The sequence below is a fragment of the Nonlabens arenilitoris genome (assembly GCF_002954765.1).
Lineage (GTDB): Bacteria > Bacteroidota > Bacteroidia > Flavobacteriales > Flavobacteriaceae > Nonlabens > Nonlabens arenilitoris.
The window spans coordinates 185493-198973 of sequence record NZ_MTPW01000001.1 but is presented as its reverse complement, the minus strand read 5'-3'; the positions used below and the strand labels follow the sequence as shown (position 1 = coordinate 198973).

The window sequence follows — 13481 nt, the reverse complement described above, 5'->3', positions numbered from 1 at the left end:
AGCTCTTGAATTTGCAATTCCACTGTGAAAACCTTTATTTTGGGCAACCAGATTGGTAAACCAATTTTGATAAGTCTGATAGCTATCAACTTATCTATTAAATAAAGACTGTTTTATGCTTCATAGAATTATATTTCTTGCCTTTTTAATAACAACTACAATCGCTTGTAAACAAAAGCAAACAACAGTAGATTCTTCTAGTTCGAGTAGTAAATTGCTTCTATCTGCCTCAGGAATTAATTCATTTAAAAATTCTGATAATGCTATAGTTATTCATGCAACAGAAGATTTAGAAAGTCAGGTCAAAGAGATCTTAAAAGAATCTGTAATCATACCGCAACCGGTTGATGCAGGTGGTGGATATTCTCACGAAAAGCATAAAAGAAACTATTCTGATTTATATCGTGTAGCCATCTCTTATAATGTAAACCCTACAGTTCAAAAACTAGCTTTTGTAAAAGAGATGTTTACTGGTTATGCAGCGATGTATCCTACGTTGGGTATGCACCCTAAGGCTAAAGAAAATCATCCAGGTGGTAAACTATACTGGCAAGGGCTTAATGAAGCAGTGACATTATTTTATATGATTCAAGCATATGACATGACACGTGAATTTATGACTGATGAAGAGCGTACAAAAATAGAGACTGATTTATTGCGTCCTATGGCAACGTTTTTAAGCGTGGATAGTTATGATGTATTTAATAAAATTCACAATCATGGGACATGGTCTGTTGCTGCTGTAGGCATGACAGGTATGGTATTGGGCGATGATGATATGATAGATCGATCTATTTATGGAAGTAATAAAGATGGTGAAACAGGTTTTATAGCACAATTAGATCATTTATTTTCAAGTGATGGATTTTATAGTGAAGGTCCTTACTACCACAGGTATGCTATTCTACCTTTTATTGCTTTTGCAGAGGCTATAGAGAACAATCGACCAGATGTTAAGATTTTTGAACATAGAGATGGAATTTTAAGAAAAGCCGTGACTACCTTACTGCAGCTTACAGATGAGCAAGGCCGTTTCTATCCTATAAATGACGCGATTAAAAGTAAAACATGGGAAAGCGATGAAGTCGTATTTGCAACAAACATAGCTTATAAACAATATAAAGACGCATCCTTATTACCTGTTATTAAAATGATGAATAAAATATCATTAACAGATGCTGGTGTGATTGCAGCAAATGCTATTACTGATAATACCGAGGACTTTTATGAAAGACCTAGTATGTTCATTGCAGATGGAGTAGAAGGGAACAGCGGTGGACTATCTTTAATGCGCAGTCCTCAAAAAACAGCAGGACAGTTACAGGCTGTACTTAAATTCTCTACTCAAGGTATGGGACATGGACACTTTGATCGATTAAGTCTTTCAGTTTACGACCATGGTAATGAAATTATCCCTGATTATGGAGCTGCCAGATTTTTAAATATAGAAACTAAAAGAGGTGGACGCTATTTACCAGAAAATAAAACTTATGCTCAACATACTATCGCGCATAGTGCTGTGGTACTGGATGAAAAATCACAATATAAAGGAAACGTAAAATATTCAGAAGAGCATGTTTCTCAACTCGTTAAAAACGATATGAGTAATGATCGATTACAAGTTACCGTTGCAACAGACACAATGGCTTATAAAGGCACAAAGCTATCTAGATCTATTACTATGATTAACGATTCAGATATTTCAAACAGGCCATTTATAATCGATTTATACCATGTAGATTCTAGTACTGGACATCAAATGGATTTAAATTACCCTTTCTTTGGTGATATCATAGACACACAATTTGATTACACCAGACCAGCTAATAAAACTGTTCTAGGTAAAGATAATGGATACAACCATTTAGAAGTTTTAGCAAAAGGTTCTCCACTTGCTAACCATACAAATTCACAATTCACATTTTTACAGGCACAGCGCTTTTATAGCATCACTAGTGTGACAAATTTTGATACAGAGTTGTACATCACACAAACTGGTGCAAATGATCCAGAATTTAACCTTAATCTACAACGTCAGTATTTAATCAGACAGCCATCCAGTATTAAAAATCACACATTTGTAAACATCATAGAACCTCATGGATTCTTTAATCCTATTCAAGAAACAGTAACATTTCCTAAATCTGTATTCTCAGATTTATCACATGAGAAGCAAGGTGACTATGATATTGTGAGCTTTAAAGTAGGAGAAGAGACGTATTTATATACGCTTTCGCAAAAGCGTGATCAACAAACAAATCATACAATAACATATAATGGTAAATCTATCAGTTGGGATGGACCGCATCAATTAATTAAATTATAATCATGAAAAGATTTAGTGAAAAATACATTTTAACAGACCAGATGGAATGGGAAAATTTAGGAGGTGGCGTATCTCGTAAATTTTTAGGCTATGACAACCAGATCATGATGGTTCAAGTAAAATTTGAAAAAGGTGCAGAAGGTGCACCACATCAACATTTTCATACCCAAACTACTTATGTAGCAGCTGGTAAATTTGAATTTGAAATAGATGGTGTAAAGCAAATCGTTAAAGCTGGTGATGGAGTTTACATGGAGCCTAATTTAATGCACAGTGCAGTTTGCTTAGAAGAAGGAATGCTTATCGATGTTTTTGCTCCAGTGCGCGAGGATTTTCTAGACGGTAGTGGAGTGTCATACTTTGGCGATAAAGAAGATAAATAAAATCATAACTAGTAAACAATCAATAATATGAGTAATAAAGGAAAAGTAGCCGTAGTAACTGGTGCAACTGGTGGAATAGGTTTTGAAGTAGCAAAAAGATTAGGTCACGATGGTTATACTGTTGTCCTTAATGGTATAGACGATGAAGCTGGTGCGGCAAGAGCTGCAGAGCTAAAAGAAGCTGGAGTTGATGCAGAATATATGGGTTTTGACGTTACAGATGAACATGCTGTTACTAAAAATATCACAGCCATAGGTGAGAAGTATGGTAGAATAGATACACTTGTGAACAATGCTGGTGGACTAGGTGGTAGATCTCGTTTTGAAGAAATGACTACTGACTTTTATAGAAAAGTAATGGCATTGAACTTAGACTCAGTATTCTTTGCATCTAGAGCAGCTATTCCTTTCCTTAAGAAAGGAGGGCATCCATCAATTATTAATTATACATCTAATGCAGCATGGAACGCTGGTGGTCCAGGAGCTGGTATTTACGGAACTTCTAAAGCTGGTGTTCACGCAATTACAAGAGCTCTTGCAAAAGATCTTGCAGAATATGGAATAAGAGTAAATGCGGTTTCTCCTGGAACTATTGATACTCCATTTCACCAACAAATTAAATCTACAAAGCCAGAAGTATTTGCTTCATGGGCAAATAATATATTACTAGGTCGTCTAGGGAAGCCAGAAGATGTAAGTGGCGTTGTTTCTTTCTTAGCTAGTAAAGATGCGTCATTCATCACTGCAGAGACAATCCAGATAGGTGGTGGACAGGCATTAGGTATCTAATTTAATATTCATAATAAAATGAGTAAACTTAAAAATAAAGTTGCTGTTGTAACAGGTGGAGCGCGAGATATAGGTCGTTCTATCTCTTTACAACTCGCTGCCGAAGGTGCTAAAGTGGTTATTAATTATAACAGTAGTGCCAGTAAAGCAGAGGAAACAAAAAAAATGATTGAAGACGCCGGTGGATCATGTACAATTGTACAAGCTGATTTAACTAAAATGACAGGTGTTCAAAAACTTAAAGATGCAACTGTTGCTGCTTACGGTAGTGAGGTTCATGTTTTAGTGAACAATACCGGTGGACTGGTAGCTAGAAAGAAAACAGAAGAAGTAGATGAAGAATTCTTTGATCTATTAGTAGATCTTAATTATAAATCTACCTTTTTTGTTACCCAAGCTATAAGACCTTTGATGGGCGATGGTGGTTCTATCATTAATTTATCTTCGCTAGCAGGTCGTGATGGTGGTGGTGGTGGTGCCACTCTTTATGCTGCTGCAAAAGGAGCAATTATGACTCTTACTAGAGGTTGGGCAAAAGAATTTGGTCCAGATGGTATACGTGTTAATGCAGTTGCGCCAGGTATGATTGCAACAAAGTTTCATGATGACTTCACACCAGATGAGGTACGTACTAAGGTTGCTGGAATGGCGCCATTACGTCGTCAGGGATATGCAGAAGATGTTGCAGATCTAGTCGTTTATCTTGCCACTGATAAGAGTGCCTATATAACTGGTACTAATATTGATATTAATGGTGGACTAGCATTTAGTTAGTCATTGAATTAGTCAAAAATTCAAAACAAAAAAAACCTGATAGTTATATCAGGTTTTTTTTATGCCTACTGGTTACTATTCTTAGTAAACCAATTTTAATGCGATGTTCTCAACCACCTTAATCTCACCAGAGTTGGTAATGGTATTGTTAATAGGCTCTTGACCTTTTGCACCCCATAGTACCGCAGTGAGCTTTGTTTTATTATTTGTGAATAGATTGTCTTTCATTGTGACGTTAATAATACCACGAGTATTGATTAAAATCTCATCTTTATCCTCTTTACCACAATTTTTAAATACATTATTACTTAATGTTAGAACTCCACCTATAGTTGATTCATCATATCCACCACGATAAAAGTCAATCACCTCATTAGAGATGTTATCAAAGGTAGAATTAGTAACCGTTAAGAATTCTACGTTATAATCTCCTTTATCATCAGTTTCTTTATCTAACAAGAAACCATTTTTGCAGTTATTAAATTGTGAATCGCTTATGGTGATTTCATCTGCAAATGAGCTTTTAGAGGCGTCTAGTACAGATTTAAAGTTAGATATGTTTACATGATTTAAATGTATTCCGTAAGCCATGGACATATTTTCATCTAGCGTATTAAATAGATCTTGTTCTGGTGTACCTATAATGTTTAGATTTTCTAAGTGTAAAATACCTTTAGGATGCATCAAGAATCCAGTCTTAAGAGCGTCAAATTGTATGGTTACCTTTTGCTCTTTACTTGTAATGGTCAGTTCCTTAGATAAATTTATAGTCTTATCAATAAGATAGTTACCATCTTCTAATAGGATGATATCTTCAGAATTTGCTTTATCAATAGCAGCTAGTAATTCGCTAGAGTTAGACACTTTGTGGGTTTTAATATCTTGATTTCCCTGTCTTGCCGTAAACCATTCTGGACCATAATTACTCGTTTTCAATTGCACAGGTTCTTTTTGAAGAGGTGGAATAATCGCTCCTATATAATTTTGATCTTGATTTCTGTTTTCACCTAATGCATCGGTATCTATGGTGTTGAAGTTAAATCCGTTGTACAACTCTTTATTATAATTTGTAGGAGTATAGTAGATCTCATATGCTGGTTTTAAGTCCGCTTTCGCGAAAGCGAAATAATCCAAATCTGTCGTCTCATTATCAAAGGCAGTGGTCCATAGATTACTCTTGAATTTTACACCGTCAATTTTATCATAAGCCTTGATAGGGTAAGAGGTAGCCGACTGGTTGTAAACAAAATTGTTTGCAAAGATGACTCTTTTAGGCCTTGCAGATCTAATTTCTGATGGCGGTAGCACGTCTGCCTGATCTAAGTTTACGCCTACAGAAAAGTGAATAGGTTGCTCGCAATTGATCCAGCTGTTATGAGCAATCACAGCATCTGTAACCTGATTATAACGGTTTAAAGGTGATTTAGGGATACCGTTCATTATAGCAAGCGCGGCACGAAATTCCTGACCTTTCAAGCCATAGAAATAATTATTTGTTATCCAGTGGCCAGTGTTAATTACTCTTATACCGCCCACATAAGGATTATCATTTGCAATGAACAGATTACCACTGATAGTGGCATAGTTACCATGTCGTGTCACTACAGAACCTTCACTTTCTAAAAATACGTTGTTACTAAAGTTGTTGAAATTAGATTTACTAGATATGATTTCAACCTCGCCATTACACTTTTCAAATAAGTTATTAGTCACTTGAGTGTATGATGGTGTCATAGAGGTTGTACTAGCTCCTAATTGCATAGTCTCTGCCTTAGGTCCACCTTTTCTAGGTCGTGGACCGAAATGGTTGTCGTGAATTTTATGATAATTGTTAATATGTCTATTATCATTTAAATAAACTTTTACGGTCGGACCTTCATTAGATTTTCCAGTGATATAAGAATGGTCCAGCTCGTTATGCTGTCCATAAAATTCTACCCAATGATCTTTTCTGTGTCTATCTAGCTGTGTGTAATCTTCTATTACGGTACCTGTAACGCGGCAGTTGTATGCTATAGAATCTGGACTATTGCGGAATATGATAACCGCTTCATCTGGTGTGTAACCATTTTTAAAATATAAATCTTTAACAATTAAGTGTTCTCCACTTATTTTTAAAACAGATTCACCTTCTAGCGTTACTTTTCCTGGCGTTTCTGCTCTCAAGGTGATAGGTTGTTTTTCAGTGCCTGTAGCATGAAATTTTATTTGAGAGTTTTCCCAAACGCCATTTGATAGAATAATCTCATCACCAGGTTGAGCATTATCAATCGCGTTTTGTAAATCTTCTATATTCTTTACAACTGTATCCAGAGGATTATTTTGTTCTTCACTGCAGCTGAAGTTTAAAATTAATAATAGAATAAGAAGTAGCTTTTTCATATGAGTGATTTAGAATATGAAATTACCTTAAATAGTTGATTTTTTAATTTCAAATCCATCATAGATAGTACAGTATTAGGGGGAAAAACATCCCAAAACACCGGTTATATTGACTTAAGAAGATATCGTATTGTCAATATTGCCATATGATCAGTATTAATTTGATGATTATAATCTTTAAAATTGAAGATTGTATACGCCAATTGAAAAGAAATTTCTTTAACAATATTTAACTTCGTTCAGTTCGGTTAGTTCCGAACTAGTTATATATTTGCATGATTAAATAATGATTATAACTTAACTTAAATAAAAATGAAAGATTCGATTTGCAAGGAAAAAATGGAGCTTGTAGAAAGACTAGGCGTTCATTTAGAAAGTAAAGATAGTTTAGCACCTGTTGCAGCACGTATAATGGCTTATGTGATTTTAACAGGAAAACGAGGAGCAACTTTTGATGAAATGGTAGAGGTATTATGCGCAAGTAAAAGCACCATTTCTACACATCTAAACCACTTACAAGACTTAAAAAAAATAGAATACTTTACCAAAACGGGCGACCGCAAAAAGTATTTTGTAATTAATAAAGATTCGGTATTAAATCATATTGATAATATGATTCAAGAATGGGAAACTGTTGAAGTATTACATCTTGAAATGAAAGCTTATAAAGAAACCATAAATAAACATATTACTGACGAAGATGAGAAATTTGATTTAACATTTCATAACAATTATCTCAAATTTATTTCAAGTGCTTCTGCATCAATGAAAGAACTAAAAGACAACCTAATTAAAAATAAATTCAACCTTTAAAATAATGAAAGTAAATAAAATAATTTCAATATTATCAATAGCTAGTATTTTTCTATTAGTGATTAGCTGTGATAATAATGAGAAAGCGCAAGCAGCTTCAGCACAACAGCAACAGGTTTTACCTTTTCCTGTAACACAATTACAAACAAAAACCGTCACTGGTTTTACTGAGTATCCTACAACTATTGAAGGTAAAGTAAATAGTGATGTAAGAGCAAAAACCTCTGGATATATAGAAAAAGTATACGTTGACGAAGGACAAAAAGTACGTAAAGGTCAAATCTTATTTAAACTAGAAACACAATCGTTAAGCCAAGATGCAGGTGCAGCTAAAGCACGAGTAAATGTGGCACAAGTTGAGGTTGATAAACTGGTTCCTTTAGTAGAAAAAAATATTATTAGTCCAGTTCAATTAGAAACTGCTAAAGCAAATTTAGCTCAAGCTAAAGCTAATTATAGTGGTGTAACAGCAAATATTGGTTATGCGACAATTAAAAGTCCAATAGACGGTTTTGTTGGTGCCATTAATTTTAGAGAAGGTGCTTTAATTAGCCCAAATGATGCAACACCATTAACAACAGTTAGTCAAATAGACGAAGTATATGCTTTTTTTAGTTTTAATGAAGCACAATATATAGATCATTTACAACGCTCTGAAGGTCAAAATAAAGCAGAGCGTATTAAAAATTCGCCAGACTTAACTTTAGTATTGGCAAATGGTAAGGAGTATTCTGAAAAAGGACGTATTCAAACCAGTACAGGACAGATTAACCAAAGTACAGGAACGATACAAATTAGAGCTGCTTTTGATAATCCAAACGAAATTTTAACCAACGGAAACAGTGGTAAAATTAAATTTCCAATAGAGTATAAAGACGCTATCGTTGTACCACAAACTGCAACTTTTGAGCAACAAGGTAATATTATGATTTTCAAATTAGGAGAAAATAATAAAGTAGAGACTTCTATTTTAAAAGTAAAAGGAAAAGTAGATAATTTATATGTTGTTGAGGCTGGTTTAGAGCCTAACGACAAGATTGTAATTTCTGGTATTGGAAAATTAAAAAGTGGTATGGCAATTGCGCCTCAGGACACGTCTTTTGAGGAAGCAATTAAACCAGTTGCAACATTATTTAGAAATTAGATAACCACCAAACATATTTATAATGTTAAAAACATTTATTGAAAGACCAGTACTTTCAACAGTAATCTCTATTATCATAGTTTTGCTAGGTGTTATTAGTATAACTAGCTTACCAATAGAGGAATATCCAGATATTGCACCACCTACTATAAAGGTGTCGGCAAATTATACAGGAGCCAATGCCGAGACTGTTTTAGAGAGTGTAATTGTACCTATCGAAGAGCAAATTAATGGTGTAGAAGGAATGACTTACATTACTTCTACAGCATCAAATACAGGTACAGCCGAAATTACAGTATATTTTGATCAAGAAACAGATGCAGATATTGCTGCGGTAAACGTTCAAAACCGTGTTGCTAGAGCGACACCTTTACTACCTTCAGAGGTAACTCAAACAGGAGTTGTAACGCAAAAACAAGAAACCAGTGCGTTGATGTTTATCTCAATGTATTCTGAAAACGAAAATTACGACGCTACTTTTATTCAAAATTACTTAAAAATTAATGTTATTCCTGCCGTACAGCGTATTAGTGGAGTTGGAGACGTTAATGTTTTTTCGCAACAAGATTACGCGATGCGTATTTGGTTAAATCCAGAAAAATTAGCGTCTTACGGTTTAATACCTTCAGATGTTTCTGCAGCTTTAGCTGAACAAAACTTAGAAGCAGCTGCTGGATCTTTAGGTCAAAATAATGGTGAATCTTTTTCATACACTTTAACGTATAGTGGTCGTTTTAAAGATGAAGCACAATACAGCAATATTGTCATTAAAGCTTTAGGAAACGGAGAGTTTTTAAGACTTAAAGATATTGCAACCATAGAGTTAGATGCGCAATCTTATGCATCTAATGCCATGACCTTAGGAAAACCTGCGGTGTTTATGGGAATTTTTCAAACTAAAGGCTCTAATGCTCAAGAAATTATAGAAAACATTAAAACAACTTTTCAATCTATAGAAAAAGACCTTCCTGAAGGATTACATATTTCAATACCGTATGATACAAGTTTATTTTTAAACGCATCTATAGAAAAAGTAATAAGCACTTTAATTGAAGCTTTTCTATTGGTATTTTTAGTAGTATTTATTTTCCTTCAAGATTTTAGATCTACATTAATTCCTGCAATTGCAGTACCTGTATCTATTATTGGTACCTTCTTTTTCTTAAATGTGTTTGGGTACTCTATCAACCTATTAACGCTATTTGCTTTAGTACTCGCAATTGGTATTGTGGTAGATGATGCAATTGTAGTTGTAGAAGCGGTTCATGCTAAAATGGATGAAGGTGAACACAACCCTAAAAAAGCAACAATAACTGCCATGAATGAGATTTCTGGAGCTATTATTTCTATTACCTTAGTAATGGCTGCAGTATTCATTCCTGTTACATTTATTACAGGACCAACAGGAGTATTTTACGAGCAGTTTGGTGTCACGCTAATTATTGCCATATTAATTTCGGCTGTAAATGCCTTAACCTTAAGTCCTGCATTGTGTGCTTTATTATTAAAAGAACATAAAGAAGATGAGGAGTTGAAAGGTAAAGGACCATTAAAACGTTTTTACGCTTTATTCAATCGTGGTTTTAATGCAACGATTGATAGATACGGAAAATCACTACAATTACTATATAAAAGAAAATGGATTTCTGGTTTACTATTAGTATTAGCCATAATTGGTATTTTTTATGCAGCCAAAACAACACCTACAGGTTTTGTACCAAATGAAGATAGAGGAATTATTTTTGCTAATATAGAATTACCAGCAGGAGCCTCTTTAGATAGAACTAATGCAGTAGCTAATGAGTTGTACGAAAAAACAAAAGATTTACCTGGAGTATCTGGAGTTTCTTTTATTAAAGGTAGTAGCTTATTAAGTGGTGCAGGTAGTAATTTTAGTATTGGATTTTTTGAATTAGAAGATTGGGACGACCGTAAAGACCCATCATTAGCATCTCAAGCCATTATTGGAAAATTGTTTGGTATTGCGGCTACCATACCAGAAGCAAATATTATTTTCTTTGCGCCTCCAAGTATTCGTGGTTTTGGTAACTCATCTGGTTTTGAAGTTAATTTATTAGATAAATTTGGAGGTGAGTTTACAGACTTGGATAAAGCCAATAAAGAATTTTCTATGGCTTTAATGAAACATCCAGAAATTAAATATGCAACATCGGCTTTTAACACCAATTATCCGCAGTATGAAATGGAGGTTAATGTGCCTTTAGCAAAAGAAAAAGGCGTTCCAATTAATAGTATTTTTTCAACATTACAAGGATATATTGGAGGAATTTATGCTTCAGATTTTTCTAAATATGGAAAACAATTTAGAGTGTATATTCAAGCTTTACCAGAAGATAGAGCAGACGAGGACGCGTTGAACCGCATGTATGTCAGAACAGATTCTGGTGAAATGACACCAATCACACAATTTGTATCACTTGAAAGAGTGTATGGACCGCAGTCGGTTACACGTTTTAATCTTTTTAATTCGACCACAATAACAGGTGCTACAAACGAAGGTTTCAGTACAGGTGATGCTATTAAAGTTATTGAAGAAGAAGTTGCAAAATTACCTAGTAACTATACAGTTGCATATTCTGGTTTAACTAGAGAAGAGGTTAATGCAGGAAACCAAACGACGTTTATATTTATACTTAGTATTCTGTTTGTATACTTTTTATTAAGTGCTCAATACGAAAGTTATTTACTACCATTTGCTGTCATATTCTCATTACCATTTGGTGTATTTGGTGCCTATATAAGTACTAAATTTTTAGGCCTAGAAAACAATATCTATTTCCAGATCGCCTTAATTATGCTTATCGGTCTGTTGGCTAAAAATGCCATACTTATTGTTGAGTTTGCTTTACAGCGAAGAAAAAATGGAGAGAGCATTGTAGATGCAGCAATACATGGAGCTAAATCACGTCTCCGTCCTATTTTGATGACATCATTTGCCTTTATATTAGGATTAATGCCTTTAGCTTTAGCTTCAGGTGTTGGGTCTGAAGGAAACAATTCGATTGGTTCTGGTGCAGCAGGCGGAATGCTTATTGGTACTATTCTAGGAGTATTTGTTATTCCAATCCTTTTCATCTTATTCCAATGGTTACAAGAAAAAGTTTCGGGTAAACCAGCAGTACAAACTATTGAAGATTAAAACAATGAAGTCAATAATAAAACACAGAAACTTTAGTAAAGGCGCATTAATATTAGTTGTAGCATTAACACTACAAAGTTGTTTTGTAGCTCAAGATTATGTGAGACCAGATCTACCTGAAGTGACGCAAGAGCTTTATAGAACAGATAACTTGCCTTTAGATAGTTTGTCTATGGCAGACTTATCTTGGAAAACAATGTTTAAAGATTCCGTTCTTCAAAGTTATATTGAAGAAGGTTTAAAAAATAACATGGACGTTCGAATAGCAATTCAACAAATGAATGCGGCACAAGCTTATGCAAAACAAGGAAAAGCAGGATTTCAACCTACTTTAAATGTTGGACCCAATTATACTCGTCAGGAATTTTCAGAAAATAGCCAGTTTGGTTCTATTTTTAGTGGTGGACTAAACACCTACGACATTACAGCAAATTTATCATGGGAAGCAGATATTTGGGGTAAAATAAGCAGTAATAATCGAGCCACACAAGCAGCATATTTACAAAGTGTAGCAGGTCATCAAGCAGTGAAGACTCAGCTTATTTCTAGTATAGCAAGTGCATATTATAATTTGTTAGCATTAGATGCACAGTTAGAAATTACAAAACAAACCATTGATACAAGGCAAAGTGGTGTAGAAACCATTAAGGCGTTAAAAGATGCAGGACAGGTAACTCAAGTAGCCGTTGATCAAAATGTGGCTCAGTTTAATAATGCTAGAGCTTTACAGGTGGATATTGAGACAGCTATTTTTAAAACTGAAAATACCTTGAGTATTTTGTTAGGTAAGGGACCACAAAATTTTGATAGATCAACATTAGAAAGCCAGGTGATAGAAGAAAACATTAAATTAGGTTTTCCTTCTACTTTATTGCGCAATAGACCAGATGTAATGGCAGCAGAATATGGTTTAATAAATTCGTTTGAGTTGACCAATGTAGCTAATAGTAGCTTATATCCATCGTTAACACTTACGGCTTCTGGAGGTTTACAGAGTTTACAATTAGATGAATTATTGAGTGTTAACTCTCTATTCGCAAATTTAGTAGGTGGATTAACCCAGCCAATTTTAAATAAGCGAAAGCTTAAAACGCAAAAAGAAGTTGCTCTTGCTCAACAAGAACAATCACTTTTAGAGTTTAAAAAAACATTGTTGATCGCCGGTAATGAAGTGTCAAATGCATTGTTTAGCTATGAATCAGAAACTAAAAAATATGAGTTTAGAGTGAATGAAGTAGAGGCGCTACGTAAAGCCGAAAGTAATTCTGAAGAATTATTAAAAAACGGCTATGCAAACTATCTTGATTTACTTACAGCCAGAGAAAGTGCATTAACAGCAGAGTTAAATATTATTGATACTAAATTACAGCAATTAGTAGCAGTCGTTAATTTATATGAAGCCTTAGGAGGTGGATGGAGGTAACTTGATAGAAATATGCTTCTAAAGCAATAATAGCAAGCTTTAAAAATGGGATTATTACAATTTGTGATAATCCCATTTTTTAATAAAGTTTTAAGTTTAGAGCATAAAAAAGGGTTTCAATTTCTTGAAACCCTTGTTATATCTAGTGACCTCGACAGGATTCAAACCTGTAACCTCTTGAGCCGTAATCAAGTGCGCTATTCAGTTGCGCCACGAGGCCTAGTATCACATCCAGCTTAACGCCTTAGCGGCTGCAAATATACATTATTTGTTTAATTGCCACAAAG

9 protein-coding genes and 1 tRNA gene are annotated in these 13481 nt (G+C 34.4%); 8 read left to right on the top strand and 2 right to left on the bottom strand.

Going from position 1 to position 13481, the window contains the following annotated elements:
- Positions 1-115 precede the first annotated feature (115 nt).
- The 4 genes from BST92_RS00880 to BST92_RS00865 are packed head-to-tail and all read left to right on the top strand — an operon-like array spanning position 116 to position 4272.
- Complete coding sequence (locus BST92_RS00880; protein WP_105069761.1) at positions 116-2326, top strand: heparinase II/III domain-containing protein; 2211 nt, start codon at positions 116-118, stop codon at positions 2324-2326.
- 2 nt (positions 2327-2328) lie between these two features.
- A complete protein-coding gene (locus BST92_RS00875) occupies positions 2329-2709 on the top strand; it encodes a cupin domain-containing protein (RefSeq protein WP_105069760.1) in 381 nt (126 codons plus the stop codon).
- Positions 2710-2736: 27 nt separating this feature from the next.
- Complete coding sequence (locus BST92_RS00870) at positions 2737-3498, top strand: SDR family NAD(P)-dependent oxidoreductase (protein WP_105069759.1); 762 nt, start codon at positions 2737-2739, stop codon at positions 3496-3498.
- 18 nt (positions 3499-3516) lie between these two features.
- Positions 3517-4272: an SDR family NAD(P)-dependent oxidoreductase gene (locus BST92_RS00865; RefSeq protein WP_105069758.1), complete on the top strand. Its 756-nt coding sequence runs from the start codon at positions 3517-3519 to the stop codon at positions 4270-4272.
- Positions 4273-4353: 81 nt separating this feature from the next.
- On the opposite strand, the gene BST92_RS00860 is transcribed toward BST92_RS00865, so the two are convergent.
- The gene (locus BST92_RS00860) at positions 4354-6654 is read right to left on the bottom strand and encodes a chondroitinase-B domain-containing protein (RefSeq protein WP_105069757.1); all 2301 of its coding nucleotides are present in this window, start codon (positions 6652-6654) and stop codon (positions 4354-4356) included.
- A gap of 312 nt (positions 6655-6966) precedes the next feature.
- On the opposite strand from BST92_RS00860, the gene BST92_RS00855 reads away from it, so the two are divergent.
- The 4 genes from BST92_RS00855 to BST92_RS00840 are packed head-to-tail and all read left to right on the top strand — an operon-like array spanning position 6967 to position 13194.
- Positions 6967-7467: a GbsR/MarR family transcriptional regulator gene (locus BST92_RS00855; protein ID WP_105069756.1), complete on the top strand. Its 501-nt coding sequence runs from the start codon at positions 6967-6969 to the stop codon at positions 7465-7467.
- 4 nt (positions 7468-7471) lie between these two features.
- The gene (locus tag BST92_RS00850) at positions 7472-8611 is read left to right on the top strand and encodes an efflux RND transporter periplasmic adaptor subunit (RefSeq protein WP_105069755.1); all 1140 of its coding nucleotides are present in this window, start codon (positions 7472-7474) and stop codon (positions 8609-8611) included.
- Positions 8612-8633: 22 nt separating this feature from the next.
- Entirely contained in the window at positions 8634-11771 is a 3138-nt protein-coding gene (locus tag BST92_RS00845) for an efflux RND transporter permease subunit (RefSeq protein WP_105069754.1), read from the top strand.
- 4 nt (positions 11772-11775) lie between these two features.
- Positions 11776-13194 (top strand): efflux transporter outer membrane subunit, encoded by a 1419-nt coding sequence (locus BST92_RS00840; protein ID WP_105069753.1) that lies wholly within the window; start codon positions 11776-11778, stop codon positions 13192-13194.
- 146 nt (positions 13195-13340) lie between these two features.
- On the opposite strand, the gene BST92_RS00835 is transcribed toward BST92_RS00840, so the two are convergent.
- Positions 13341-13414: transfer RNA gene (locus BST92_RS00835), tRNA-Arg, on the bottom strand.
- Positions 13415-13481: the final 67 nt, after the last annotated feature.